Source organism: Paracoccus marinus, assembly GCF_007018965.1.
GTDB classification, from domain to species: domain Bacteria; phylum Pseudomonadota; class Alphaproteobacteria; order Rhodobacterales; family Rhodobacteraceae; genus Paracoccus; species Paracoccus marinus.
The window spans coordinates 64,625-91,226 of record NZ_VJYZ01000033.1; the positions used below are offsets into that span (position 1 = coordinate 64,625).

General features: G+C 69.3%; 25 protein-coding genes and 1 tRNA gene. 22 read left to right on the plus strand and 4 right to left on the minus strand.

Features of this window, described 5'->3' with window-relative positions; genetic code table 11:
- Positions 1-61: 61 nt before the first annotated feature.
- Together FNF32_RS12530 and FNF32_RS12535 are read left to right on the plus strand one after the other, a co-directional pair.
- On the plus strand, positions 62-1,813 hold the full coding sequence (locus FNF32_RS12530; RefSeq protein WP_131673993.1) for a flagellar hook-length control protein FliK: 1,752 nt from the start codon (positions 62-64) through the stop codon (positions 1,811-1,813).
- 8 nt (positions 1,814-1,821) lie between these two features.
- The gene (locus FNF32_RS12535; protein ID WP_131673992.1) at positions 1,822-2,496 is read left to right on the plus strand and encodes a flagellar hook capping FlgD N-terminal domain-containing protein; all 675 of its coding nucleotides are present in this window, start codon (positions 1,822-1,824) and stop codon (positions 2,494-2,496) included.
- A gap of 181 nt (positions 2,497-2,677) precedes the next feature.
- Here the strand turns inward: FNF32_RS12535 and ubiB are convergent, their stop codons facing one another.
- Positions 2,678-4,207 (minus strand): 2-polyprenylphenol 6-hydroxylase, encoded by a 1,530-nt coding sequence (ubiB, locus tag FNF32_RS12540; protein ID WP_131673991.1) that lies wholly within the window; start codon positions 4,205-4,207, stop codon positions 2,678-2,680.
- Positions 4,208-4,210: 3 nt separating this feature from the next.
- On the minus strand, positions 4,211-4,963 hold the full coding sequence (gene ubiE / locus FNF32_RS12545) for a bifunctional demethylmenaquinone methyltransferase/2-methoxy-6-polyprenyl-1,4-benzoquinol methylase UbiE (protein ID WP_131673990.1): 753 nt from the start codon (positions 4,961-4,963) through the stop codon (positions 4,211-4,213).
- 55 nt (positions 4,964-5,018) lie between these two features.
- On the opposite strand from ubiE, the gene mutM reads away from it, so the two are divergent.
- The 8 genes from mutM (at position 5,019) to recO (ending at position 12,611) form a co-directional block, all read left to right on the plus strand.
- Complete coding sequence (gene mutM / locus FNF32_RS12550) at positions 5,019-5,864, plus strand: bifunctional DNA-formamidopyrimidine glycosylase/DNA-(apurinic or apyrimidinic site) lyase (RefSeq protein ID WP_131673989.1); 846 nt, start codon at positions 5,019-5,021, stop codon at positions 5,862-5,864.
- A gap of 106 nt (positions 5,865-5,970) precedes the next feature.
- The gene (locus FNF32_RS12555; RefSeq protein ID WP_131673988.1) at positions 5,971-6,747 is read left to right on the plus strand and encodes an enoyl-CoA hydratase; all 777 of its coding nucleotides are present in this window, start codon (positions 5,971-5,973) and stop codon (positions 6,745-6,747) included.
- 138 nt (positions 6,748-6,885) lie between these two features.
- A complete protein-coding gene (gene rpsT, locus FNF32_RS12560) occupies positions 6,886-7,155 on the plus strand; it encodes a 30S ribosomal protein S20 (protein ID WP_131673987.1) in 270 nt (89 codons plus the stop codon).
- Between the two features lie 506 nt (positions 7,156-7,661).
- Positions 7,662-9,062 carry a chromosomal replication initiator protein DnaA gene (dnaA, locus tag FNF32_RS12565; protein ID WP_131673986.1) on the plus strand — a complete coding sequence of 467 codons (1,401 nt, stop codon included), beginning with the start codon at positions 7,662-7,664 and terminating at the stop codon, positions 9,060-9,062.
- A 111-nt stretch (positions 9,063-9,173) separates the two neighbouring features.
- Positions 9,174-10,289, plus strand: coding sequence for a DNA polymerase III subunit beta (dnaN, locus tag FNF32_RS12570; RefSeq protein ID WP_131673985.1), 1,116 nt, complete (start codon positions 9,174-9,176; stop codon positions 10,287-10,289).
- Positions 10,286-11,362: a DNA replication/repair protein RecF gene (recF, locus tag FNF32_RS12575; protein WP_131673984.1), complete on the plus strand. Its 1,077-nt coding sequence runs from the start codon at positions 10,286-10,288 to the stop codon at positions 11,360-11,362. The genes dnaN and recF overlap by 4 nt, the downstream gene beginning before the upstream one ends.
- Before the next feature lie 15 nt (positions 11,363-11,377).
- Positions 11,378-11,803, plus strand: coding sequence for a VOC family protein (locus FNF32_RS12580; RefSeq protein WP_131674032.1), 426 nt, complete (start codon positions 11,378-11,380; stop codon positions 11,801-11,803).
- Between the two features lie 7 nt (positions 11,804-11,810).
- Complete coding sequence (gene recO, locus FNF32_RS12585) at positions 11,811-12,611, plus strand: DNA repair protein RecO (RefSeq protein WP_131673983.1); 801 nt, start codon at positions 11,811-11,813, stop codon at positions 12,609-12,611.
- 28 nt (positions 12,612-12,639) lie between these two features.
- Here the strand turns inward: recO and FNF32_RS12590 are convergent, their stop codons facing one another.
- The gene (locus tag FNF32_RS12590; RefSeq protein ID WP_185961956.1) at positions 12,640-13,056 is read right to left on the minus strand and encodes an META domain-containing protein; all 417 of its coding nucleotides are present in this window, start codon (positions 13,054-13,056) and stop codon (positions 12,640-12,642) included.
- A gap of 227 nt (positions 13,057-13,283) precedes the next feature.
- On the opposite strand from FNF32_RS12590, the gene dapE reads away from it, so the two are divergent.
- The 3 genes from dapE to FNF32_RS12605 are packed head-to-tail and all read left to right on the plus strand — an operon-like array spanning position 13,284 to position 15,361.
- Positions 13,284-14,420, plus strand: a complete 1,137-nt coding sequence (gene dapE / locus FNF32_RS12595) for a succinyl-diaminopimelate desuccinylase (RefSeq protein WP_131673981.1) — start codon at positions 13,284-13,286, stop codon at positions 14,418-14,420.
- A complete protein-coding gene (locus tag FNF32_RS12600) occupies positions 14,417-14,845 on the plus strand; it encodes a GNAT family N-acetyltransferase (RefSeq protein WP_131673980.1) in 429 nt (142 codons plus the stop codon). The genes dapE and FNF32_RS12600 overlap by 4 nt, the downstream gene beginning before the upstream one ends.
- Positions 14,846-14,854: 9 nt before the next feature.
- A complete protein-coding gene (locus tag FNF32_RS12605; RefSeq protein WP_131673979.1) occupies positions 14,855-15,361 on the plus strand; it encodes a hypothetical protein in 507 nt (168 codons plus the stop codon).
- Between the two features lie 74 nt (positions 15,362-15,435).
- Here FNF32_RS12605 and FNF32_RS15770 read toward each other — a convergent pair whose 3' ends face one another.
- Positions 15,436-18,162 (minus strand): OmpA family protein, encoded by a 2,727-nt coding sequence (locus FNF32_RS15770; protein WP_281285680.1) that lies wholly within the window; start codon positions 18,160-18,162, stop codon positions 15,436-15,438.
- 233 nt (positions 18,163-18,395) lie between these two features.
- Here FNF32_RS15770 and FNF32_RS12615 point away from each other — a divergent pair, with 233 nt between their 5' ends.
- The 9 genes from FNF32_RS12615 (at position 18,396) to FNF32_RS12655 (ending at position 26,602) form a co-directional block, all read left to right on the plus strand.
- Positions 18,396-19,604, plus strand: coding sequence for an acyl-CoA dehydrogenase (locus FNF32_RS12615; protein WP_131674128.1), 1,209 nt, complete (start codon positions 18,396-18,398; stop codon positions 19,602-19,604).
- 160 nt (positions 19,605-19,764) lie between these two features.
- The gene (gene infA, locus FNF32_RS12620; protein ID WP_131674129.1) at positions 19,765-19,983 is read left to right on the plus strand and encodes a translation initiation factor IF-1; all 219 of its coding nucleotides are present in this window, start codon (positions 19,765-19,767) and stop codon (positions 19,981-19,983) included.
- A gap of 1 nt (position 19,984) precedes the next feature.
- The gene (locus FNF32_RS12625) at positions 19,985-20,575 is read left to right on the plus strand and encodes a Maf family protein (RefSeq protein WP_131674130.1); all 591 of its coding nucleotides are present in this window, start codon (positions 19,985-19,987) and stop codon (positions 20,573-20,575) included.
- Positions 20,572-21,639 (plus strand): ribonuclease E/G, encoded by a 1,068-nt coding sequence (locus FNF32_RS12630; protein ID WP_131674131.1) that lies wholly within the window; start codon positions 20,572-20,574, stop codon positions 21,637-21,639. Before FNF32_RS12625 ends, FNF32_RS12630 begins: the two co-directional genes overlap by 4 nt.
- Positions 21,639-21,788, plus strand: coding sequence for a DNA gyrase inhibitor YacG (locus FNF32_RS12635; RefSeq protein WP_131674132.1), 150 nt, complete (start codon positions 21,639-21,641; stop codon positions 21,786-21,788). The genes FNF32_RS12630 and FNF32_RS12635 overlap by 1 nt, the downstream gene beginning before the upstream one ends.
- Positions 21,789-21,885: 97 nt before the next feature.
- Positions 21,886-21,961, plus strand: a tRNA-Phe gene (locus FNF32_RS12640).
- A gap of 141 nt (positions 21,962-22,102) precedes the next feature.
- Positions 22,103-22,375: a hypothetical protein gene (locus tag FNF32_RS12645; protein WP_131674133.1), complete on the plus strand. Its 273-nt coding sequence runs from the start codon at positions 22,103-22,105 to the stop codon at positions 22,373-22,375.
- Positions 22,342-22,980 (plus strand): hypothetical protein, encoded by a 639-nt coding sequence (locus tag FNF32_RS12650; protein ID WP_131674134.1) that lies wholly within the window; start codon positions 22,342-22,344, stop codon positions 22,978-22,980. The genes FNF32_RS12645 and FNF32_RS12650 overlap by 34 nt, the downstream gene beginning before the upstream one ends.
- Positions 22,981-23,158: 178 nt before the next feature.
- Complete coding sequence (locus FNF32_RS12655; RefSeq protein ID WP_131674135.1) at positions 23,159-26,602, plus strand: response regulator; 3,444 nt, start codon at positions 23,159-23,161, stop codon at positions 26,600-26,602.

Here is a 26,602-nt window from a genome sequence, read left to right on the forward strand (position 1 = left end):
CCTAGCGGTAAATAATTTGGTAATTCGCGGGTGGTAGAAGCAGCCAAACGACGGGAATCAGATGCACCTAGCCCCGATCCAGATCGCGCTCTTTGCCGGCCAGCCGAAAACGCTGATCGAACCGCCCATTTCTTTTGGGGGTGGTTTCGAGGCGGTGCTGCAAATGCTGACGCCAGGCGCGCCGCCGGTTGCCGGTCCGCAGGTGGGGACGCTTGCCGACGGGCCGGGCGAGAATGAAAGTCTCGAAGGCGAGGAGCTCGCCGATGTTGGCTCGACTGACCGTCCGACGGTGCAGCCGAATGGCATGGAAATGCTTGTGGGCGTTCAGATCGCTGAAGCCCCGCCGATCGACAGGGCTGCCGGCAGGGCTGCGACTAGTTCTTCTTGCGAGCGGATGGTGGACGGTCGGGACGATAATCCGGCCAGCCCGGCGGAGCTGGGGTCAGCCACTCAGCCGCTGCCCTTTGGTGCGGGCGTTCAGCTTGCGTTTGCTGAGGAAAGCAGGGTTGTGCCGGCCGAGAGCTTTGCCACGAAGATCGGGGGATCGCCCGCTTCCAGCGTCAGTGAGGGCGATGTCGCGCTGGCCCGGGTTACTGCGGCAAGCGGGCCGGCGAACGTTGACGGGGACGTCGAACCCTCAGCGGCGCTGACCCTGTCACCTGCTGCCGTATCGGCGCAATCGTCTCAGGACCTGCCGAATGCGGCGGCTGATGCTTCGATATCCGTGCTGATGGAGAACCGCGACCCCGCTTCGCACGTGCAAGCCTCGTTGAGTGCCGCGCCGAAGGGCGAGGCTGTGCAAGCCGACCCCGACTTGGTGTCCGTGGGCACTTCGCAAGGTCGCGAGGCGGCGGATGCGAAGGGGAAAATAACGAGCGCGGCAAAGGCGACGATGGGCGGCGTTACACGGGTGCAGACCGACGCGCTTGAGGGTCGATCAGGTAACACCGGCACGGTCGCGCCGGCCCCGCTGATCGGCTCGACGGAGGCGGGCGCGGACGTCCAGACGCTTCGTTCTATGGCGGACCGCGGCCAATTGCTGCCTTCAGTCCAATCTGACGCGGAGGCCGAAAACTACACGCGCCCGACGCGATCGGCGGAAGCCACAGCTTCAGACGCTGCTCAGGCCGAGGCTCCACATCTCTTTAAGATGAAGTTACCCGAGTCCGCGCCCGGAGCCGCCTTTGTTAGGAACACCATTTCGACCGCAGAACATGGCTCCGAGAAGGCTGTGGTGGTCGCGCCGCTCACCTGGGAAAACGCCTTGGCCTGGCAGCCCCCGCTCGTCGCCGCCGCGCCTGATGCCAACGTTGCAGCGCCTCTCACGCAAGGCGGCACCCGCCCGATTTCCGTTCCCGCCACCATGGCGCAGATCGCGGACGTGATCGTGGCGCAGCGCGACGGCACGACCGAGATCACCCTGAACCCGCACGAACTCGGGCGCGTGAAGGTCACGATCTCGGGCGACAGTTCGGATCTGCAAGTCGGCCTGATCGTCGAGCGGCCGGAAACCCTGGATCTCGTCCGCCGCCATGCCGACCTGCTGGTGCGCGAGCTGCGCGACAACGGCGTTGCCCAGAGCCGCATCGACTTCACGGCGCAGGACGACGCGCCCCGCGGCAGTCCGGCCCAAGGCGGTGCGGATCGCGGTGGGCATGGCTCGGCTCAGCGCGACCCGCCGCGCGCGGGTTCTGGTCTGGGCGACGCTCTTCACGTGGATACAGCGAACGACTCGGGCTTGCCGATAAAGCATGCGCCGGGTGCGGCGCGGGGCGGGCAGGCGGGCAGCGGCCGCCTCGACATCAGGATATGAGGGATTTGATGGTCAATTCGGTTGCAGCAGCCAGCGCGGGCACGCCCCCGGCCGGTTCAGGCGCGGGTGCGGGCGCGCCAGCCGCGTCGTTCTCGGGTGGCGATTTTCAGACGTTTCTGAAGATGCTCACGACGCAGATCAAGAACCAGGACCCGCTGAACCCCATGGAAGGTTCGGACTTCGCGGTGCAACTCGCGACCTTTTCGGGCGTCGAGCAGCAGGTGCGGACAAACGACCTGCTGGCGCAGATCGCCGCGCACTCTGCAGGCAGTCTTTCCGCTGTGTCGCAGTGGATCGGGAAGGAGGTCCGCACGACCGACCCGGTTGCCTTCGACGGCAGCCCGCTCACGCTGACGATCGACCATGCGCCGGATGCAGACGGGGTGACGCTGGTCACCTATGACGCGGCCGGAACCGTGGTCTCGCGCGAGGAGGTCGGCCCGGGCGACGGCGAGGTCGACTGGGTCGGGCGCAGCGAGAACGGGACCACGCTGCCGGCGGGGCTATACAGTTTCCGGGTCGAAAGCACCAAGGCGGGGACGGTGATCGAAACCAGGGATGTGGGCGTCTATTCGCGGGTGATCGGCGGCGAGGTGACGGCGACCGGCATCAAGCTGTCGCTTGAAGGCGGGGCGAGCACGATGGAGGCGGACGTTACCGGCTTGCGCGAACCGGCCGACTGACGTGCGATCGCCGCGTTATCCTGCCGAAAGGGGTCGTGACGGGCTGGCGCGCGGCTGGTTCGTTCGCGTCTGTCGGGCCGTGACCACTTTGATCGGCCGGTGGTTGCTGTGGGGTGCCGCCGCAGCAGGATCTCGCCTGAACCGTTCGGGCGTTTGCCGGCAGGTCGCGTCCGCCTTGCTCTCAGCCGAGCGCGTATCCCAGCACCAGGCCCGCCGCCAGCATCGCCACCGGCACGATCCATCCGGTCGCGATCCGCGGCTGCGCGCGACGCGCCGGTTCGGGCTTGCGCGCCAGTTCGCCCAGCCGTGTCTCGATCAGGTCGGGCAGCACGGGGCCGAAGCGGAACACGGTCTGCGCGATCCGCAGCCCGTCGCGCAGCGCCGCGCGGGGGCCGAGATTGTCGCGGACATAATCCTGAACCACAGGGCGCGCGGCTTCCCACATGTTGATCTGCGGGTCGAGCGAGCGGGCGACGCCCTCGACCACGACCATCGTGCGCTGCAGCAGGATCAACTCGGTCCGGGTCTGCATGCCGAAGCGATCGGTCACGTCGAAAAGGTAGGACAGCAGGTTCGCCATCGAGATGCGGCTGGCATCCGCGCCGAAGATCGGCTCGCCGACCGCGCGAAGCGCCCTGGCGAATTCGGCCATGTTCTGGTCGCGGGGCACGTAGCCCGCTTCGAAATGGACGCGCGCGACGCGGGTATAATCGCGCTGGATGAAGCCGAGGATGATCTCGGCATAGGTGCGGCGGGTGTATTCGTCGATCTCGCCCATGATGCCGAAATCGAACGCGACGATGTCGCCGTTCGGCCCCACGCGCAGGTTCCCTTGGTGCATGTCGGCGTGGAAGAACCCGTCGCGCAGCGCATGGCTGAGAAAGAGCTGGATCATCCGCGAGGCGAGCGCGCCGGTGTCGTGCCCGGCCGCCCGGATCGCGTCCACGTCGGACATCGGCGTGCCGTGGACCCAGTCGCTGGTCATGACCCGGCGCGACGACAGCGCCCAGTGCGGATGCGGAACGGTGAAGCCCGCATCCTTCCCGATGTTTTCCGCGAAAAGCGACGCGGACGCGGCTTCAAGCCGCAGGTCCAGCTCGCCCAGCACCACCGACTGGAAATGGGACACCACGTCGCGCGGGCGAAGGCGGCGGCTTGCCGGCGACAGCCGCTCGATCAGGTTCGCGGCCAGGTGGAAGGCGTCGAGGTCGCGGCGGAACGCGGCCTCGATCCCAGGCCGCAGCACCTTGACCGCGACCTCGGCCCCGTCGTCGGCGCGCCGCGCGTAATGGACCTGCGCGATCGAGGCCGCGGCGACCGGTTCGGAGAACTCGGTGAAAAGCGCCTCGACCGGCTGGCCGAGCTCGGCCACGACCATGGCGCGGGCGGTGCTTGTGGGGAACGGGGGCAAGCGGTCCTGCAGCACGCGCAACTGTTCGGCCATCTGGGCGCCGACCACGTCGGGACGGGTGGACAGGATCTGCCCGAACTTGATGTAGGCGGGCCCCAGCGCCGTGATCGCCCGGGTGACCGGGGGCAGGGTGGGATCGCCCCGGTAGCCCAGCCACGCGAAGGGCCAGCCGAGGATCCGCGCGGCCAGCCGGACGCGCGCAGGCGCGGCCATCGCGTCAAGCGCGGCCCCCATCGCGCCGGTGCGTTCAAACGTGGCGCCGGTGCGGATCAGCCGCCAGATGTTGTGCGGTCCGCGCAACGGTCAGAGCTTCCAGCCGGAATGCAGCGCGGCGATCCCCATCGACAGGTTGCGGAACTGCACCCGGTCGAAGCCCGCGTCGCGGATCATGCCCGCGAAGGTTTCCTGGTCGGGGAAGCGACGGATCGATTCCACGAGATACTGGTAGCTGTCGCGATCGCCCGCGACGAGCTGGCCCAGGGGCGGGATCACGTTGAACGAATAGCGGTCATAGGCCCACTGCATCGCCGGCACCGGCAGCTGCGAGAACTCCAGCACCATCAGCCGCCCGCCGGGCTTGAGCACGCGAAACGCCTCGGACAGGGCCTGGGGGATGCGGGTCACGTTGCGGATGCCGAAGCTGATCGTGTAGCGGTCGAAGCTCGCATCCGCGAAGGGCAGCGCCATGGCGTCACCCGTGACCCAGTCGAGACGCCCTTCCAGACGCCCGGCCTCGGCGCGCTGACGCCCCTCGACCAGCATCGATTCGGTCATGTCGCAGACGGTGACGTGCCCGCCCGGCGCGCGGTCGAGGAACCGGAACGCGATGTCGCCGGTGCCGCCCGCCACGTCCAGCAGGCGCTGACTGTTCCGGGGCGCGAGCCAGTCCATCATCGCGGTCTTCCACAGCCGGTGGACGCCGACGCTCATCAGGTCGTTCATCACGTCGTATTTCGACGCGACGCGGGAAAAGACGCCGTGGACCAGCCCCGCCTTTTCGTCCTCGGCCACGTCGCGGAAGCCGAAATGGGTTTGCCTGCGCTCGTCGTCGTTCATAGGTCTGGGTCCGGTCGCCTGTTTCGGGCGGCACCATGCGACGAACGGGGCCCGAATGCCAGAACTGCCAGAGGTCGAGACGGTGCGCCGCGGCCTTGCACCGCATCTCGAGGGGCGCGTGATCGCGCGGGTGGACCAGCGCCGCCCCGACCTGCGCTGGCCGATGCCCGAGGATCTGGTGCAGGTGCTGACCGGGGCGCGGGTGACGGCGCTCAGGCGGCGGTCGAAATACATCCTGGCGGACCTCGACCGGGGCGGCAGCCTGCTTCTGCATCTCGGCATGTCGGGGCGGGTGCGGATCGAAGGCGCGCAGCTGGGCGAGTTCCACCACGACTCCACGAGCCTGCCCCAGCACGACCACCTGGTCCTGACCACCGACGCGGGGACGACCGTCACGCTGAACGACGCGCGGCGGTTCGGGGCGGTGGACCTGGTGCGCGACGGGCAGGATCATCCCCTGCTGGCCGCGCTGGGGCCCGAGCCGATCGATCCCGACTTCACGCCCGCGCGGCTTGCGGCGGCGCTGGCCGGCCGGCGCAGCTCGGTCAAGGCCGCGCTGCTCGATCAGCGGATCGTGGCGGGTCTGGGCAACATCTACGTGTGCGAGGCGCTGCACCGGGCGCGCATCCACCCGGCGCGCGCGGCGGGGCGGATCGGGCGCGACCGGATCGCGCTGCTGCACGGCCTCATCCGCGAGGTGCTGGCCGAGGCGATCGATGCCGGCGGATCGAGCCTGCGCGATCACCGCCAGGCGTCGGGCGAGCTGGGTTATTTCCAGCACAGCTTCCGCGTCTATGGACGCGAGGGGCAGCCGTGCCCGCGTCCCGGCTGCGCCGGCACCGTCCGCCGGATCGTGCAGGGCGGCCGCTCGACCTGGTACTGCCCCGTCTGCCAGCGCTGACTTTGGCCCGGCGTCTTACCCCGGGACCGCCACACGCCGGCGCCTTCGGGGTTCCGCGCCGCGCCGGGGTTTGCTAACGAAAGCCGATCCATGAGGGAGGGATGCCATGGCCTACCAGACGCTCATCGTTGAGGTCGAGGACAAGATCGCGCTGGTGCGCCTGAACCGGCCCGAGGCGATGAACGCGCTGAACGGCCAGCTGCTGGGCGAACTTGCCGACGCGCTGGACGCGCTGGACGCCGACGACAAGGTCCGCTGCATCGTCCTGACCGGCAGCGAAAAGGCCTTTGCGGCCGGCGCCGACATCAAGGAGATGGCGCAAAAGACCTTCGTGGACGTGTCGACCCAGGATCTGTTCGGCGCCGACATCGACCGGATCGCGCGCATCCGCAAGCCGCTGATCGCGGCCGTGTCGGGTTATGCGCTGGGCGGGGGGTGCGAGCTGGCGATGATGTGCGACTTCATCATCGCGGCCGAGAACGCGAAGTTTGGCCAGCCCGAGATCAACCTTGGCGTGGTCGCGGGCATCGGCGGCACCCAGCGCCTGACCCGCTTCGTGGGCAAGTCCAAGGCGATGGACATGAACCTGACCGGCCGCTTCATGGACGCGGCCGAGGCGGAGCGGTCGGGCCTCGTGAGCCGGGTCGTGCCCACCGACAAGCTCATGGACGAGGCGCGGGCCGCGGCCGGCAAGATCGCCGACAAGTCGCTGATCGCCGCTCGCGTCGCCAAGGAGGCCGTGAACCGCGCCTACGAGACCACCCTGCGCGAAGGGCTGCTGTTCGAGCGGCGGACGTTCCATTCGCTGTTCGCGACCGAGGACCAGAAGGAAGGGATGAGCGCCTTTCTTGAAAAGCGCGAGGCGCAGTTCCGCGACCGCTGAGCCGCGAACGCCGGGCAGTCCGCCGCCCCGCGGCGGATTGTGTGGCCGATGCCGCATCGCGGCGCTTGACTACAACGGCGCGCGCCCATAAAAGCACGTCTTCAAGAATTACCCAGTCGCTACGGAATCGCACAAGACATGGCCAACTCGCCCCAGTCCAAGAAGCGCGCACGCCAGATCGAGCGCCGCACCGCCGTCAACAAGGCGCGTCGTTCGCGCATCCGCACCTTCCTGCGCAAGGTCGAGGAAGCGATCGCCGGCGGCAACGCCCAGGTCGCGGCCGACGCGCTGAAGACCGCGCAGCCCGAACTGATGCGCGGCGTGTCGAAGGGCGTCGTTCACAAGAACACGGCGGCGCGCAAGATCTCGCGCCTGTCGTCGCGCGTGAAGGCGCTGGCGGCCGCCTGATTCCAGGCGGATCGGGCGGGATTTCCTGCCCTTCCACAACGTTCAGGACTGACCCGGGCGCGCCGCAAGGCGCGCCTTTGCTCGTTTCAAGCTACTGATTTTCCGACATTTTCTTTCAACTGTGGCGTGCAGGGGATTCGGCGCGGCAAAGAAGCTGTCAAGCGCGAAGATACGTTGCGGGGTCTTGGAGCTTGGGCGTAGCTTGACCGGAGCGATTCACGTCGCGCTGCTTTCAGGGGACCATATCGCCCGCACCCGGTTCTGCCGCCGGGACGGGGCGACCGGCAGACAAGGTCGAACGACCGCTGCCGGGAACGTCGAAGCGGATCGCCTGCCAGCGATCGGCCAGCGTTCTGTCAGGGTAAAAGTCATCGGTCGCACCGCGACCCGTCCGTAACCGGCGTTTTGCCGGGCGAACGAACTTTGCCCCGTGATCCCCTGGGCTGTGCGTGATTCGCCACCCGCCGGGCCTGCCGGCGGAAATCGGGGACAAGGAACTGACGACGATGGATAGAGTCTGGGGCCAGGCAAAGACCGAACTGGAACGCCTGGTCGGTGCGAACAACTATGCCAACTGGATCCAGCCCCTGCGGCTCGCCTCGCTTCGCGACGGGACGGCCGATCTGGTCGGGCCGACCAAGTTCCTGTCGGACTGGGTCGCGCGCCATTATGCCGAGCCGATCCTGAACGTGCTGGTGCGCCACGGCTGCGAGGTCGAGCGCCTGACCTTCCGCGTCGATCCGGCCGTCGCCCGCGGGTCCGCCGCGCCGCTCGCTTCCCCCGGTTCGACCGACGCGAGCCCCGCCAGCGCAGCCATGCCGCAGGTCCAGGCGCCGTCGCCGAAACCCGTCGGCCGCCCCGAGGAAGAACTGACCTCGACCCTCGACGCGCGCTTCACCTTCGACAACTTCGTTGTCGGCAAACCGAACGAGCTTGCCCACGCAGCCGCGCGCCGCGTGGCCGAAGGCGGCCCGGTGTCCTTCAACCCGCTGTTCCTTTACGGCGGCGTGGGCCTGGGCAAGACCCACCTCATGCACGCGATCGCGCGCGAGCGTCAGGCGCGCGACCCGCAGGCGCGGATCCTATATCTTTCGGCCGAGCAGTTCATGTACCGCTTCGTCCAGGCGCTGCGCGAGCGCACCGTCATGGACTTCAAGGAGCTGTTCCGCACCGTCGATCTGCTGATGGTGGACGACGTCCAGTTCATCGCCGGAAAGGATTCCACGCAGGAAGAATTCTTCCACACGTTCAACGCGCTGGTCGATCAGGGCAAGCAGATCGTCATCTCGGCCGACCGCGCGCCGGGCGAGATCAAGGACATGGAGGAACGGATCAAGTCGCGCCTGTCCTGCGGCCTGATCGTGGACCTGCACCCGACCGATTACGAGCTGCGCCTGTCAATCCTGCAGTCCAAGACCGACCTGTTCCGCCGCACCTATCCCGGCCTCGTCCTGAAGGACGGCGTGCTGGAGTTCCTTGCCCACCGCATCACCTCGAACGTGCGGGTGCTGGAAGGCGCGCTGCAGCGCCTGTTCGCCTTCGCGAGCCTGATGGGGCGCGAGATCGACCTGGACATGACACAGGAATGCCTGGCCGACATCCTGCGCGCGTCGGACCGCAAGGTCTCGATCGAGGAGATCCAGCGCAAGGTGGCCGAGCATTACAACATCCGCCTGTCCGACATGATCGGGCCCAAGCGGGTCCGCACGCTGGCCCGGCCGCGGCAGATCGCGATGTACCTGGCCAAGCAGATGACCAGCCGCAGCCTGCCGGAAATCGGCCGCCGTTTCGGCGGGCGCGACCACACCACGATCATGCACGGCGTCCGCAAGATCGAGGAGCTGCGCGCGCAGGATCGGGGCCTTGCCGAGGATATCGACCTGCTGCGCCGCACGCTCGAGGCGTGAGCGCGGGCGACAGCGCACATGCGTCGGGCTTGACCGCCGCAACCTATTGATCAAACTGTCCCCCGTCGCGCCGGCGCGGCGCGCGTGCGACGACAGCGAAGGGCTTAACCCATGAAATTCTCGATCGAACGGGCGGTGCTCGTGAAAGCCGTGGCGCAGGCGCAATCGGTGGTCGAACGTCGCAACACGATCCCGATCTTGTCGAACGTCCTGATCGAGGCGCAGGGCGACGGCGTCAGCTTCCGCGCCACCGACCTGGACACCGAGGTGGTGGACAAGGCCCCCGCGATGGTCGAACGCCCCGGCGCCACGACCGTGTCGGCCGCGCTTTTGAACGAGATCGCGCGCAAGCTGCCCGACGGGGCGCTGGTGTCGATCTCGACCGAAGCCGAGGGGCGGTTGACCGTGCAGGCGGGGCGGTCGAACTTCAGCCTCGCGACGCTGCCGCGCGAGGATTTCCCGGTGATGGCGTCCAGCGAATACAGCGCGAACTTCTCGGCGCCGTCGCAGCTGCTGCGGCGGCTGTTCGACAAGTCGCGCTTCGCGATTTCCACGGAGGAAACCCGCTATTACCTCAACGGCGTCTACATGCACGTGGCGGATGGGGAGGGCGGCCGCGTCCTGCGCTGCGTGGCGACCGACGGCCACCGGCTCGCGCGGATCGACGCGGCCCTGCCCGAAGGCGCGGACGAGATGCCGGGCGTGATCGTCCCGCGCAAGACCGTGGCGGAACTGAAGAAACTGCTGGACGGCGACGACGCCGAGATCGCGGTGTCGGTCAGCGAGACCAAGGTGCGGTTCGCCACGCCGACGATCATGCTGACCTCGAAGGTCATCGACGGCACCTTCCCCGACTACACCCGCGTGATCCCCCAATCGAACGCCCGCAAGCTGGAAGTTGACGCGAGCGACTTCGCCCGCGCCGTGGACAGGGTGGCGACCGTCAGTTCGGAACGGTCGCGCGCGGTCAAGCTGGCGCTGGACGACGACCGGCTGGTCCTGTCGGTGAACGCCCCCGACGCGGGCGCGGCGGACGAGGAGCTGGCGGTCGCCTATGCCGACGAGCCGCTGGAGATCGGGTTCAACGCCAAGTACCTGCAGGAAATCGCCCAGCAGGTGGACCGCGAGAACGCGGTGTTCCTGTTCAACGGCTCGGGCGACGCGGCGCTGATCCGCGAGGGCGGGGACGAATCCGCCGTCTATGTCGTCATGCCGATGCGCGTGTGACGCTGACGCGGCTGTCGCTGGCGCAGTTCCGGTCGTGGCCGCGACTTGACCTGGACCTTGGCGCGCGGCCGCTGGCGATCCACGGCGCGAACGGCGCGGGCAAGACCAACATCCTCGAGGCGGTGTCGATGCTGTCGCCTGGGCGCGGGCTTCGCGGCGCCGCGCCCGGCGAGCAGGCGCGGCAGGGACCGGACGCGGGCTGGCGCATCCGCGCGACTGTGGACGGGCGGCCGGTGGAGACGGGGGCGGCGCCGGGCGAGTCGCGGAACGTCCTGATCGACGACAAGGCCGCGCCGCAGGTGGCGCTAGGGTCGCTGATGCGGGTGGTGTGGATCGTGCCCGCGATGGACCGCCTGTGGACCGACGCGCCCGAGACGCGCAGGCGGTTCCTCGACCGGATCGCGCTGTCGTTCCACCCCGAACATGCCGACGAAACGCTTGCCTACGACAAGGCGATGCGGGAACGGAACCGTCTGCTGCGCGATCAGGTCGGCGACGCGGGCTGGTATCGCGCCCTGGAATCGCGGATGGCGCAGGCCGGCGCGGCGATCACCCGGCACCGGTTGGACGCGATCGACCGGATCGCGCAGGCGCAGCAGGGGGCGGAGACGGCGTTTCCCGCCGCGACGCTGACGCTGCTCGCGGGCGACGGACAGGCCGACGACGCGGATGCGGGCTCGATCGCGGATCGGCTGGCGGCGATGCGGCCCCGCGACATGGCCGCAGGCCGCACGCTGACCGGGCCGCACCGCGCCGACCTTGGCGCGCACTGGGGTCCGCAGGACATGCCCGCCGCGCTGAGTTCCACGGGCGAGCAAAAGGCGCTGCTGCTCTCGGTGCTCCTGTCGAACGCCCGCGCGCTGGCCCATGCGCGACCCGTGCTGCTGCTGGACGAGGTCGCGGCCCATCTCGACGCCGACCGCCGCGCCGCGCTTTACGACGAGATCGCGGCCCTGCCCGCGCAGGCGCTGCTGACCGGGACGGGGCGCGAGTTGTTCACCGCGCTGGACGGGCGGGCGGACTTCATCCACGTTCGGCGTGACGGCGGCGCGTCCTTCGCCGCGATCGAGTGAAAGGGGCCGACCATGCTGCCGAGCAACCGGGTCACGCTGATTACGCTGGGCGTCGCCGACCTCGACCGGGCGGCGCGGTTCTATGCCGAATGGGGCTGGGTCCCGCACCCGGGCTCGCCCGACGGGCTGCACCTTTTCCAGATGCACGGCGCGGCGCTGGCGCTGTTCTCGCGCGCCGAGCTTGCCGCCGACCAGAACCGCGCGGCGGGCGATCTTGGCACCGGCGCGATGACGCTGGCGCAGAATTGCGAGGATGTGGCGCAGGTGGACGCCGTGTTCCGGGCGGCGCTGGATGCGGGCGCGACCGAACTGAAGCGGCCCGAAAAGGTGTTCTGGGGCGGCTATTCGGGTTACTTCGCCGATCCCGACGGGCATGTCTGGGAAATCGCGCACAACCCGGGCTGGCCGCTCGCGCCGAACGGGACGCTGACCCTGCCGTGACCGGCTGATGCTCGACTGGCAGGGCGACGCGACCGTTCTGGCCCGGCGCAAGCATGGCGAAACGGCGGTGATCCTGACCGTGTTCGCGCGCGACGCGGGCGTCATCAACGGGGTGGTGCCGGGCGGGGCGGGGGCGCGGCGGGGGCCGATGCTGCAACCCGGCAACCGGCTGTCGCTGCGCTGGCGGGCGCGGCTTGCCGACCAGCTTGGCACCTTTACGGCCGAGCCGCTCGCATCGCGGGCGGGGCTGATGGACGATCCGGCGACGCTCGCCGGGTTGAACGCCGTGACCGCGCTTCTGGCCTATGCGCTGCCAGAGCGCGATCCGCACCCGCATCTGTGGGACCGGACCGAGGATCTGCTGGATGCCATGCAGGCGGGCGGCGACTGGGCCGGGCGGTACCTGCGTTGGGAACTGACGCTTCTGGACGAGCTGGGCTTCGGGCTGGTGCTGGACCGCTGCGCGGTGACCGGCGCGACCGAGGGGCTGGCCTATGTCAGCCCGCGCACCGGCCATGCGGTCAGCGCGGCGGGGGCAGGGGAATGGGCGCCGCGCCTGCTGCCGCTGCCGGCGTTGCTGGGCGGCCCGGACAGCAGCGCCGGCAGCGGCTCAGTCCACGGCTCGGGCGGCGGCTCAGGCGGCGGGATCGCCCAGGCGCTTGCCGTCACCGGCCATTTCCTGAACGCCAACCTCGCCGAGGCGCAGATCGGCCGTCCGCTGCCCGCCGCGCGGGACCGGCTGGTGCGGCGCCTGTCGCAGCGAAATGCGACGCCGGGTCCGTCGGCGCATGGGTCATCCGGGGCGTGACCCCGCGCCGATCGGTCCTGCGTCCGCGTCAGTCGCCGGTGCGTTCCAGCGTGATGTAGGTCGGGCCGATGATCTTCAGCACGCCCCCCTGCCACTGCGCCTGCTCGGCCTGGGTCAGGGCCTGGAACAGACGCCCCTCGAACCCCTTGTGGCCGCAGGGAATGTCGGTCCAGTTCATGGTCGAGATGTGGATCTGCGGCAGGGTCGCGGTGTTGGTCGCGGTGAAGGTGTTGCAGGGCCCGCTGCCGGCGATGGTGCCCGGCCCCAGGCGGATGCTGCCGTCGCGCGTGGGCACGGCCTCGCGCCCGAAGCCGACGACGGTGTAGGTGCCGTAGGGAACGCCCCCTTCCCAGCCGGAAGCGGCGGCGGTCGCGGCAGGATCCTCGCACGCGGAAAGGGCCGCGACGGCGGCAGCGGCCGCGGCAAGGCGAATGGCAGTCTTCATGACGGATTTTCCCCGGTGAAACATCGTGTTGGCCGAACGCTTGGTGAAGGCGTGCGTTCCCGATCTTGTCAAGGGGATGCGGCGCCGTGGCAGAAGGGTCACGGGCGCGCCTTGCCGATCCAGCCACAGGACGGTCCCGCGCGATACCCGTCGCCCCTTGCCGCGCCCCGCCCACGGGGGCAGATTCGGGTGGCGGGCGGCCCGGCCCCGCCATGCAGGATGATCCGATGACCGACGCCGCCGACCTGACCGCCCGCCTGATCCGCTGCCCTTCGGTCACCCCGGAGGAGGGTGGCGCGCTGACGCTGATCCAGTCCCTGCTGGAGCCTGCGGGCTTCGCCTGCACCCGCGTCGATCGCAACGGCACCCCGAACCTCTTTGCCCGCTGGGGCGCCAAGGGTGCGCGGACCTTCGGCTTCAACGGTCATACCGACGTGGTGCCGCCGGGCGATCCGGACAACTGGACCCACCCGCCGTTTTCCGGCGCGGTCATCGACGGCACGATCTGGGGGCGCGGCGCGACCGACATGAAATCCGGCGTCGCGGCCTTTGTCGCCGCCGCAATCGACTTCGTGACCCGCACCCCGCCGGACGGCGCCGTGATCCTGACCGTCACCGGCGACGAGGAAGGGCCGTCGCGCGACGGCACCCCCGCGCTGCTGGACTGGATGGACGCCAACGGCGAGCGGATGGACGTCTGCATCGTGGGCGAGCCCTCCAACCCCGAGGTGATGGGCGAGATGATCAAGATCGGCCGCCGCGGCAGCCTGACCGTCCACGTCACCGCCATCGGCAAGCAGGGTCACGCGGCCTATCCGCACAAGGCGCTGAACCCGCTGCATCCGCTGCTGATGCTGCTGGCCGACCTGACCGCCGCCCCGCTTGACGAAGGGACCGAGCATTTCCAGCCGAGCGGCCTTCAGGTCACGACCATCGACGTGGGGAACCCCGCGTCCAACGTGATCCCCGAACGGGGCCGCGCGACGGTCAACATCCGCTTCAACGACCTTCATTCCGGCGACAGCCTGACCGCGATGCTGCGCGAACGCGCGGCGGCGGTCGAGGAACGCACCGGCGTCCGGTTCGAGCTGGATTTCCACGTCTCGGGCGAAAGCTTCCTGACCGCGCCGGGACCGTTCGTGGACCTGGTCCGCGACGTGGTGGCCGAGGCGTGCGGCCGGGTGCCGGTGCTGTCCACCTCGGGCGGGACATCGGATGCGCGCTACGTCAAGAACCACTGCCCGGTGCTTGAATTCGGCCTTGTCGGCGCTTTCATGCACCAGGTGGACGAGCGCGTGCCTCAGGCGCAGGTGCGGCAGTTGCAGGACATCTATCACACCATCCTCGCCCGGTATTTCGCATGACCTCGGCCCCTTCCATCTCGCGCACCGACGATCTTGCCGCCTGCCACGCGATCCGCCGCGCGGTGTTCATCGAGGAACAGGCGGTCCCCGAGGACCTCGAGATCGACGATCTGGACGGCGAGGCGATCCACCTACTGGCCGTGACCGGGGGGCGGGCGGTGGGAACCGCGCGGATCCTGTTGGCGGGCGAGACGGGCAAGATCGGGCGCGTGGCGGTGTTGGCCGATCAGCGCGGGACCGGCCTTGGCGCGGCGCTGATCCGGGCTGCGCTGGACGAGCTGCGCGCGCAGCCCGGCGTCACCACCGCGAAGCTCGGCGCGCAGACCCACGCGCTGGGGTTCTATGAACGGCTGGGGTTCGTCGCCTTCGGTCCGGTCTACGACGACGCGGGCATCCCGCACCGCGACATGTCGCGGCCGCTCTGACATGCGGCGATGGCGCTGATCCGGCCCGAACTCGCGCTGCGGCTGCACGACTGGCGCGAGGTGATCGCGGCCGGGTTGCTGGGCCTTGCCGGCGCGTGGGTGTTTTCGCTGGGCGGGCTGGTCTTTCGTCCGCTGGGCCTTGCGGCCATGGTGGTGGCGGTCGCCTGGGGGATTGACGCGCGCCGCCGGATGCGGTTCCGGCGCGAGATCGCGGCACCGGGCGTCGTGGAACTGATCGAGGGCGCGATCCGCTACTACGGCGCGCGGGCGCTGGGCGGCGAGATCGCGCTGCGCGACCTGGTCGAGGTGCGGCTTCTGACCCTGCGCGGGCATCCGCACTGGCGGCTGCGCAGCGATGCGGGCGAGGCGCTGCTGATCCCGGTCGAAGCGGCGGGCGCATCGGCGCTGGCCGATGCCTTTGCCACGCTGCCGGGGTTCGACATGGCGGCTGCCGCGCGGGCGCTGCAGGCGCGGGCGGACGTCGCGGCGGTGCAGACGGTCTGGCGGCGGCGCTGAAAGGATAGATACCCAGATGAACGAAGGGCCGCAGGATCACCTGCGGCCCTTTGCCTGTCGTGGGTGGGCGGCGCTTATTCCTGTTGCGCCAGCAGGTCCGTGATCCGGCGGATCGAGGCGCGGCGGTTTTCGCGCACATCGCCTTCGGCCGGCACCCGCAGGATCTGCTCGCCATAGCCCTGCACGACCATGTTCTCGGGCGGAACCTGGAAGTATTCCGTCAGCGCGAGCGCCACCGACTCGGCCCGCCGGTCGGACAAGGCGAGGTTCGCGGCATCCGAGCCGACCGTGTCGGTGTGACCCTCGACGATGAAGATTTCCTTCGGATTGTCGCGCACCGCGTCGGCGATCACGTTGCCCAGCACCGACAGCTGCTGCGCCTGTTCGGGCACGATCGCGGCCGATCCGGTGTCGAAGGTGATCGCCTGGATGTCCACCGGCGCGACCAGCGCCCGCACCGCCGGGATGTTGCGGATCTGGCTTAGCGTGAAGCGGCGGTCCACGCCGACCTCGCGCTGAAGCGCCTGGCGCAGTTCATCCTCGGTGAAGGGGCGGCTCGTGTCGAGGACCGGGCGCGCGGGCGGCGGCAGGTCGGCCACGTCCACGGGTTCCACCTCGACCGTGTCGTCGATCAGGGTGGTGACGGTGCCGTCCGCGCGTACGAGCGAGCGGCGCAGCACCCGCAGGTCGGCATCGCGGATCGTGACGACGCGGCTGCCATCCTCGCGCAGCACGCTGGTCCGGGTCGAGCCGTCCTGGAAGTTTTCCGTCTGGACGGTCGCACCAGGCCGCAGCAGCAGCGCGTTGTCGTTCTTGATGACTTCCTGGCTGCCGTCGGGCCGGGTGACGATCACCCGGTCGCCCGTGTTCAGCGCGACCTGCCGGTTGTTCGACAGCATCTGCCCGACGACCAGCCCGGCGACGCCCGCCAGCGCGATCTTGGCCAGGTCGCTGTTGTCGTTGTCGTCATCGTCGTTTTCCGCCCCGTCTTGCGCCCGGCGGGCCGCGTCCTTGGCGGTCGCGCCGGTCGCCCCTGCGGTCAGGGCGTCGCGCACGCTGGTCTCGAAGTCCTCGCTCGACGAGCGGGCGTTTTCCTTGGTGACGAGCGTTTCGATGATGTCGCCCGCGGCCGCCTCGTCCGCGCTGAGCGCGGCGGCGCTCGGCGGGGCGGTTTCGGTTGCGGCCTGCTTGGCGGCCTCGGTCACGGCCGCCCGCGTTTCGGGGACCGCGTCGGCGGCTCCGGCGGCACCGGCGGCACCCGCCGCACCGGCGGCACCGGTCTTGCCAAGCGCGTCACGCAGCTGGTCGGCGGTGGGGGTCGAGGCGCCGGGGGCGCCGGGCGCGGTTGCCCCGGCTCCGGCAACGTTTGGCTGCGGGGCGCCCGGGACTGGCGGGGTCTGTCCGCCCGGCACAGGGGCACCGGGGGCACCGGGCGCGGCAGGGTTCGTCGGCGTGGCCGTCGCCCCGCCGGCGGTGGCGCCCGGTGCCGTCGCGCCGGGGGCCGTGGCGTTGGTCCCGGGCGCGGCAGGCGCACCGGGCGCACCGGGCGCGGGCGGCGTCGCCGTTTTCCCTTGCTGAATTTCCTTCAGCTTCCGCTCAAGCTCGGCCGCATCGGGACGAGCGGGATCGGCCGCCGCAGGGGCGGCTTTCGCATCGGGCGCGGGCGTCGCCGGCGCGGTTGCTGCGGGGTCCGGCACCGGGACCGCAGGTTTCTGGTCGATGGGCGCGACCGCATCGGCGTCCCCTGCCGACGGGGCCGCGGGCGGGATCGCAACAGGGGTCGGCGGCGTGTCCGTCGCCGAACCGGGCGCGGGGGCGTCTGGCGTCGCCTCGGTTACCGCGTCGGCGGTGGTCGAGTCGTCGTTGGCCGCGTCGTCATTCTGATCGGCCTGCAACGCGCGTTCCAGCGCGGCCGGGTCGGGCCGGTCGGCGGCGGGCGCATCGGGGTTGGGGGCGTCCGCTGCGGGGGCGGCGTCGGCCGGTGCCGGTTCGGGCGAGGCTTCGGCAGCAGGCTCGGTCGCGGCGGCGGGTTCAGGCTCGGCCGCGGGTTCGGGCGCGGCGGCGGGTTCGGGGGTGGGTTCGGGCGCTGGCGCAGCCTCAGGTTCCGGTGCGGGGGTGGCGGGTTCGGCTGCCGCCGCCGGTTCGGCGGCGGGTTCCGGGGCCGGTTCGGGCTCTGCCGCCGGCGCCGGCGCGGCTTCGGCCGCAGGCTCAGGCGCAGCCTCAGGCTCTGGCGCAGCGGGGGCCTCGGCCGATGGCTGCGGGTCGGCCGCCGGGGGGATCGGCGGGACGGCGGCGGGCGCGGCGTCGGTCTGGGTTGCGGGCGGGGTCGCGTCATTCTGCGCGGTCCGCGCGACCGGCGCGAATGTCGTGAGCGCGCCGTAGGTCGCAGCCCCGGTCTTGTCCGTTTCGGGAATGGGCGGCGACATCATCACCGCGTTCGGATCGAGCGTCAGGTTCCCCTCGGCATCGGCCCGGTGCGTCTGCATCAGCCGCGGCGCAAGGAAGATCGTGCCATCCTGCGCCACCTCGACCGCGACCCCGCGCGGGGTGAAGCGCAGCGTGGTCGGGCACGCCACCGGCGCGTTGCCGGGGCACGACAGCTGGTCGGCGGTCAGGCCCGCGTCCAGTTCCATCCGCAGCGCCTTGTGCAGTTCCGGCATCTCGGTCGCGCGGTCGGTGGCGGCGCTTGCCGCCTTGGCGTCCGGGACAGGGGTGATCGCGGCCTGGGCCACGCCTGTCTGGGGCAGCATCAGCGCCACGCCCACGGCGATCGCCGTCGAGTTGTTGAAGATCCGACGCATGTTATCCTCCGGGTGAAAGGCAGGTGTAAGGCGGGATCCGCCCATCGGCTTGCGACCGTAACGACCAAAATCCCGCCGCGTTCCCGACAACTGCGTGACAGCCCCCGACAACTGCGTGACGGGGGCGTGATGCGGGTCCCGGATGCGTCCCGATCCGGGTCCGGCGTGCGGCACCCGCCATTGATCCCCGCACGCGGAGGCTTTATCCCGATGGCGTCACGCAGGAGGAAACGATGGCCCTCAAGCCCAAGGATGCGCCCGACCTGAACCGGTTCGACTGGGAAGATCCGTTTCGCCTGAGCGACCAGCTGGCCGAGGACGAGCGGATGCTGCGCGACGCGGCCCGCGCCTATGCGCAGGAAAAGCTGCAGCCCCGCGTGATCCATGCCTACCGCGAGGAACACACCGATCCGGCGATCTTCCGCGAGATGGGCGAAATGGGCCTTTTGGGCGTCACCATCCCCGAGGAATACGGCGGTCTCGGCGCGTCCTACGTCGCCTATGGCCTTGTCGCGCGCGAGGTCGAGCGGGTGGATTCGGGCTACCGGTCCATGATGTCGGTGCAGTCGAGCCTCGTGATGTATCCGATCTACGCCTACGGGTCGGAAGAACAACGCATGAAGTACCTGCCGAAGCTCGCCAGCGGCGAGTTCATCGGCTGCTTCGGCCTGACCGAACCCGACGCAGGCTCCGACCCCGGCGGGATGAAGACGACCGCGCGCAAGACCGCCGGCGGCTACGTGCTCAACGGCGCGAAGATGTGGATCTCCAACTCGCCCATCGCCGACGTGTTCGTCGTCTGGGCCAAGTCCGACGCGCATGGCGGCAAGATCCGCGGCTTCGTGCTGGACAAGGGCATGAAGGGCCTGTCCGCGCCCAAGATCCAGGGCAAGCTGAGCTTGCGCGCATCGATCACCGGCGAGATCGTGATGCAGGACGTCGAGGTGGGTGAGGACGCGCTGCTGCCCAATGTCGAGGGGCTGAAGGGCCCGTTCGGCTGTCTCAACCGCGCCCGCTACGGGATCAGCTGGGGCGTGATGGGCGCGGCCGAGTTCTGCATGCACGCCGCGCGCCAGTACGGGCTGGACCGCAAGCAGTTCAACCGCCCGCTGGCCAACACCCAGCTGTTCCAGCTGAAGCTCGCCAACATGCTGACGGAAATCAGCCTTGGCCTGCAGGCATCGTTGCAGGTGGGGCGGCTGCTCGACGCGGCGCAGGCGGCGCCCGAGATGATCTCGGTCGTCAAGCGCAACAACTGCGGCAAGGCGCTGGAAATCGCGCGGACGGCGCGCGACATGCACGGCGGCAACGGGATCTCGGAGGAGTTCCAGGTGATGCGCCACGCGGCGAACCTGGAAACGGTGAACACCTACGAGGGGACGCACGACGTCCACGCGCTGATCCTGGGCCGGGCGATCACCGGGCTGCAGGCCTTCGGCTGAAACGCCCCTCCCGGGGGCTTCGCGCCCCCGGACCCCCGCGGGATATTTCCGCCCGCCCGAGAGGGCGCGGGGGTGCCCGGTCGAATCAGCTTGAAAAAACCTTGGTCCGGCCGCATATCGCAGCGGCCCGCAACTGAGCGGGGCGCTTTCAGGAGAGATCATGGCCAAGGAAGAGATGCTCGAATTCCCCGGCGTCGTGACGGAACTCCTGCCCAACGCGACATTCCGGGTCGAGCTCGAAAACGGCCATGAGATCATCGCGCATATGGCAGGCAAGATGCGCAAGAACCGCATCCGCGTTCTGGCCGGCGACAAGGTGCAGGTCGAGATGAACACCTACGACCTGTCCAAGGGGCGGATCAATTACCGCTTCAAGTGACGTGGCGCAGGGTTCGGACCGGCCGCGTCTGGTGCTGGCGTCGGCCAGCCCGCGGCGTCTGGACCTGCTCGCCCAGATCGGCATCGTCCCCGACGCCGTGACCCCCGCCGACATCGACGAGACGCCCCTGAAGGGCGAGCCGCCGCGCGATTACGTGCGGCGCATGTCGTCTGAAAAGGCGGCGGCGGTGCCGTGCGCGGACGACGCGGCGGTGCTGGCGGCCGACACCGTGGTGACTGCGGGGCGGCGCATCCTGGGCAAGCCCGCCGATGCGGACGAGGCGGCAGGGTTCCTGCGGCTTTTGTCCGGGCGGCGGCACAAGGTGATGACATCGGTGACGCTGGTCCATGCGGGCCGCGCGCGCGACCGGCTGGTCGAGACGACGGTGCGCTTTCGGCCGCTGACAGCTGCGGAAATCGCGGCCTACGTCGCTGGCGGCGACTGGCACGGCAAGGCGGGCGGTTACGGGATCCAGGGGCCCGCCGCGGCCTTCGCGCCGTGGATACAGGGGTCGTTCACGGCCGTCGTCGGGCTGCCGCTGGCGGAGACCGCGGCGCTGCTGGCCTCGGTCGGGATCAGGGGGCGCGCATGAAGGGCACGCAGGTCGTTCTGGGGCATCTCTGGGGGCGCGAGGCCGCCGCGCTGATGGTGGACGGGCGGGTCGAGGATCTGGCGCTGGACGCATCCGCCCTGACGCCGCTGCCGCCGGGCGCGATCTGCCGCGCCGTCGTGGACCGGCTGGTGAAAGGGCAGGGCGGCGTGTTCCTGCGCCTGCCCGACGGCCAGCGCGGCTTTCTGCGCGAGGCCAAGGGCATGGCCGAGGGGCAGTCGCTGATCGTGCAGGTGACGGGTGTGGTCGAGGACGGCAAGGCCGTTCCGGTGACGCAGCGCGTTCTTTTCCGCGGCCGCAGCGCCATCGCGACGCCGGGCGCGCCGGGCGTCAACGTCTCGCGCCGCATCCGTGACGAGGGCGAGCGGGCGCGCCTCGTCGCCCTGGGCGAGGCCGCGCTGGCCGATGCGGGCGCGCCCGAGGGCTTGGGCTTCGTTGTCCGCACCGCCGCCGCGCTGGCCGACGACGACCAGATCGCGGCCGAGCTGTCCGACCTTGCCGGGCTTGCCATGCAGGTCACCGCCGACGCGCAGGGCGGGCCCGAACTGCTGCTGGACGCCGAGCAGCCGTGGCGCGCGGCGTGGATCGACTGGGCAGACCCGGTGCCCGACGCGATCGACGATGCCCCTGGCGCGTTCGACGACCACGGCGTCAGCGAGGCGGTCGAGGCGCTGCTGTCCGCCGACGTGCCCCTGCCCAATGGCGGCCGCGCGGTGATCGAGCCGACCCGCGCGCTGGTCGCCGTGGACGTGAACACCGGCCCGGACAATTCGCCCGCCGCCGCGCTCAAGGCCAACATCGCGCTGGCCCGCGACCTGCCGCGGCAGCTGCGGCTGCGCGGCCTGGGCGGGCAGGTGGTGATCGACTTCGCCCCGATTTCCAAGCGCGACCGGGGCACGCTGGACCAGGCATTGCGCGCGGCTTTCCGCGCCGAGGGGACCGAAACGACGCTGATCGGCTGGACCGCGATGGGGCTTTACGAACTCAGCCGCAAGCGCGACCGGGTGCCGCTGGCGGCGTTGGCCGCCGTTGGAAGGGGGCGCTGATGGCCTGTCCGATCTGCGGCAAGGAGGCGGACCCGAAATACCGCCCGTTCTGCTCGCGCCGCTGCGCCGACGTGGACCTGGCGAAGTGGCTGCGCGGCGACTATGCCATCCCGGGCGAGCCGGTCCCGCCGTCCACGCGGGACGACTGACAGGGCCCCGGGCGGCGCGTCGATTCGGGCTGGACAGCGGCCACGGCGTTGTCTAGTTACGCCCCACTTCGGGCGGCATGGCCCGACCCCGAACGGGGCCCGGATAGCTCAGTTGGTAGAGCAGCGGATTGAAAATCCGCGTGTCGGCGGTTCAAATCCGTCTCCGGGCACCACAATCTCTGGATTTTGCTGGTATCTGGTCACTCACCGCGCAGACGGCCATCGCTTATTGGCGGCGCTGACTACGTGAACCGGCTGTCACCCGCGTCAGAACCGCGATAAGCCGTCGTCATGAGCGGGATGGGGTCAAACGCATGCTAAGACAGAGCGACTTTTCACTTTTCTTCGTCATCGATCCGCCTGCGCTGCTTCTGGACAGCGTGATCCTCGCCAGCACGGCCAGGTATCACCTGCCCGACGTGGAACTCGTCGCCTACTGCCCCGACGCCAAGCGCGAGTTTGTCCCCGAATTTCTGAAGGAACTGTATTCCTCTCTGAATGTCGATCTTTCACGTGGGGAAAACCGCAAAGCCTCTGGTCGCGTGTCTACGCAATGTTCGACATGGACGTGCCTGATGAACGTGTGACCCTGAGCCGCTCGAACCTGCAGAGCATTCCGTACTTCAACGCTGGTGTCGTAAGTTTTCCGTCGAACTCTTCGTTTGCAGAAATGTGGATGGAAACCGCCAAGGCGATCGACGGAAATGACGAGATACGTCATCGCCGTCCATGGCTCGACCAGATTGCGTTGCCCCTTGCCATAACACGGTCGGGCATGAGCGCACACGTGATGGAACCCGGTTTCAACCTTTCACTCAGCCGTAATCTGGACAAGCCGCATCTGGCGGCGCGTGACGTTTCAAAAATGAACGCCACAGACGGGAGAGTTATCCATTACCATGATCCCGTCTATATCGAGGGCACCCGTTATGCCGCGGATATCGACAAGGCGATCAGCACCTTCACGAAGTATCCAGGCGCCGCCGCACTGACCCAGCAGACGCGAGACCGTCGCGCGGAGGCCGCAAGGGTCTGGAGGGTTTTCGACTCGCTGAAGAAAAAGAAGCGCACGGAAGAAGAAGACGTTCTTTTCCGTGAAGCGCGGCAGAGAAAAAGCGAGATCAAGGCATCCCGCATCAATACCGTTGCCAGCCTGTCGCGCTATCCCGGGACAATTTTGCCCTCGGGCTAAGACGAGGGCATGCTGGCTGCCAAGCAGCGGCTGAAATCCGCAACGTCTGGCTGAGGGTGTCCCGCGCTCAGCCTGGCGCAGCCGATCCGCATGCCCATGCGCGTGGCTGCCCCCATTCCGCTTTCGCGCGCAGGCTGATACTCGACCCTCGCGCCACCTCGCCAGCGTCGGAGTCTGCATGAAGTCGGGTCTTTCATCGAAATCTTCGCCCACGCGGGCCATCGCGGACGTTCCGGCGATCGTGGGTGTCGTCGTCGCGATCGCGTTCTTCGTCGTCAGCGGCGCGGTGGTCGCCACGAACATCCGGACGATGCGCGATCACAACCGCGAAATCATGCACTCGCACGAGGTCATCAAGGGCCTGGGCGACCTGCAGTCGTCGATGCTGGATGCCGAGACCGGGCAGCGCGGGTTCCTGCTGACCGGCGATCAAAGCTATCTCGAGCCCTACGTCGCCGCCATGACCGACATCGAGCAAAGCCTCGACACGCTCGGCGTGCTGACCGCCGGGGACGAGGTGCAGCGCGCCAACCTCGAGCCGCTGCGCCGCCACGTCGCGGCGAAGATGGAGGAACTGCGGGAGACCATCGACCTGTACCGCACGGGCGGGATTTCGGCCGCGCTTCCGCTGGTCACGACCGACCGCGGCAAGGCCGAGATGGACGCGATCCGCGGGCTTCTGGACAGCATGCGGCAGGAAATGACGCGCCAGCGCGAGCAGCGGGTGCTTGAACTGGCCGACGCCTATCAGCGGGCTTGGGTCAGCGGCGTCATGTCGGCGCTTCTGGGGATCGCGCTGGCGCTGGTGATCGGGTACCTGACGCGGCGCGCGGCGACCGCGCGGGCGCGGCAGGACTGGTTGCAGCAGGGGCAGGTCGGGCTTGCGGGCGTCTTGCAGGGCGACAAGTCAACCACGCAGCTGGGCGACGGCGTGCTGAGCTTCCTTGCCGATTATGCCGGCGCGCAGGCGGGCGCGCTGTTCGCGGGCGAGCGCGGTTATTTCCAGCGCAGCGCGACGCTGGGCGTCGCCGCCGGCGGCAGGGTCGCCGACAGCTTCACCCTGGGTGACGGGCTTCTGGGACGGGTGGCAAGGGACGGCAAGCCGGTCCTGATCGAGAACGTGCCCGACGGTTACCTGACCATCGGCTCGGCACTGGGCGAGGACCGGCCACGCCACCTCGTCATCGCGCCGCTGGTCGCGGACGAGGTCGTCAACGGCGTGATCGAGCTTGGCTTCCTGCAGGCCGTCGATCCGGCGACGCTGGACCTTTTGCAGGAAGGCGCGGGTGCCATCGGGGTCGCGCTGCGGTCCGCCAACTTCCGCACCGAACTGAAGGACCTGCTGGAGGAGACGCAGCGCCAGTCCGAGGAACTGCAAGTGCAGAGCGAGGAGCTGCGCGTTTCCAACGAGGAACTCGAGGAACACGGCCGCGCGCTCAGGGAATCGCAGGTGCGGCTGGAACAGCAGCAGGTCGAGCTGGAGCAGACGAACGTCCAGCTCGAGGAACAGGCGCAGCGGCTGGAGGCGCAGGCCGAAGGGCTTGGCCGCGCCAAGGCCGCGACCGAACTGAAGGCGCGCGAGCTTGAGCAGGCGAGCCGCTACAAGACCGATTTCCTCGCCAACATGTCCCATGAATTGCGCACGCCGCTCAATTCGCTGCTGATCCTGTCGAAGCTGCTGGGCGACAACGCCGACGCCAACCTGACCGACGAGCAGGTGCGATTCGCGCGCACGATCCAGGCGTCGGGCAACGACCTTCTGACGCTCATCAACGACATCCTCGACCTGTCCAAGATCGAGGCGGGCCACCTTCAGGTGCAGGCCGATCCGCTGCCGCTGCATGTGCTGGCGGCCGATCTTGAACGCATGTTCCGGCCCGTGGCCGACGACCGCGGGATCGGGTTCAGGATCGAGATCGCACCCGATTGCCCGGCGTCCATCACCTCGGACCGGCAACGGCTGGAACAGGTGCTGAAGAACCTTCTGTCGAACGCCTTCAAGTTCACGGAAGCGGGCAGCGTCACGCTGGCGGTCCGTCCGGCGGATGGCGAGCGCGTCGCGTTCGCGGTGACCGATACCGGGATCGGGATTTCCGAGGACCAGCAGGCAAGCATCTTCAACGCGTTCCACCAGGCCGACGGCGCGATCAGCCGCAAGTACGGGGGGACGGGCCTCGGGTTGTCGATCTCGCGCGAGCTGGCGCGGCTGCTTGGCGGGGCGATCACGCTCGACAGCACGCCGGGCGAGGGCAGCACCTTCACCGTGACGCTGCCCGTGACCTACGACCCCGCCGGCGTCGCGCCGCGCGATGCCCGGCAGGCGCCGGCCCCGGCCGCGATGCCGCGATCCGTGCCGCGCATGTCGGCGACCACGCCTTCGCAGGTCCGCGCGCCCGTGCGGGTCGAGGATGACCGCGACAACCTGACCGGCGGCCGCCGCGTCCTGCTGATCATCGAGGATGACGGCACATTCGCCGAAATCGTCCGCGACCTGTCGCGCGAGATGGATTTCCAGTGCCTCGTCGCCGGCACCGCGGAAGAGGCGCTGCGCCTTGCCCGCCAGTACAGGCCCAACGCCATCGTCATGGACGTGGGCCTGCCCGACCATTCCGGGCTGACCGTCCTTGACCAGCTGAAACGCGACGACGCGACCCGGCACATCCCCGTCCACGTGGTCTCGGCCGCCGATCACAGCCAGACGGCGCTGTCGCTGGGCGCCGTCGGCTACCGCGTCAAGCCGGTCCCGCGCGAGGAATTGGCCGAGGTGCTGCAGACGCTCGCGTCCAAGCTGACGCACAGCCTGCGCCGGGTGCTGATCGTCGAGGACGATCCGGTGCAGCGCGACGCGGTGGGGGCGCTTCTCGCCTCGCGCGATGTGGAAACGGTGGGGGTCGGCACGGCCGCCGAGTGCCTGGAACGGCTGCGGCACGAGACGTTCGACTGCATGGTCCTTGACCTGTCGCTGCCCGACGCCTCGGGCTATTCGCTGCTGGAAACGCTCAGCGGCGACGACGGCCAGGCGTTCCCGCCGGTGATCGTCTATACCGGCCACGACCTGTCGCCCGACGACGAACAGCGCCTGCGCCGGTATTCGAACTCGATCATCATCAAGGGCGCGAAGTCGCCCGAGCGGCTGCTGGAGGAAGTGTCGCTGTTCCTGCACCAGGTCGTGTCGGACCTGCCGCCCGAGCAGCAGAAGATGATCCGCAGCGCCCGCAACCGCGACGCCGTGCTGGAGGGCCGCCGGATCCTCATCGTCGAGGACGACATCCGCAACGTCTATTCGCTGTCGAACGTACTGGAACCGCGCGGCGCCAAGGTCGAGATCGCGCGGAACGGGCAAGAGGCGATCGCCGCGCTCGACGCCTCGGCAAAGGACCCGGACAAGGCGATCGACCTTGTGCTGATGGACGTGATGATGCCGGTCATGGACGGCCTGACCGCCACGCGGGAAATCCGCGGCGATCCGCGGTGGGCGTCGCTGCCGGTCATCGCGCTGACCGCCAAGGCGATGCCGGACGATCAGGCGCGCTGCATCAGCGCGGGCGCGAACGACTACATGGCCAAGCCCCTCGACGTGGACAAGCTGCTCTCGCTGGTCCGCGTCTGGATGCCGAGATAG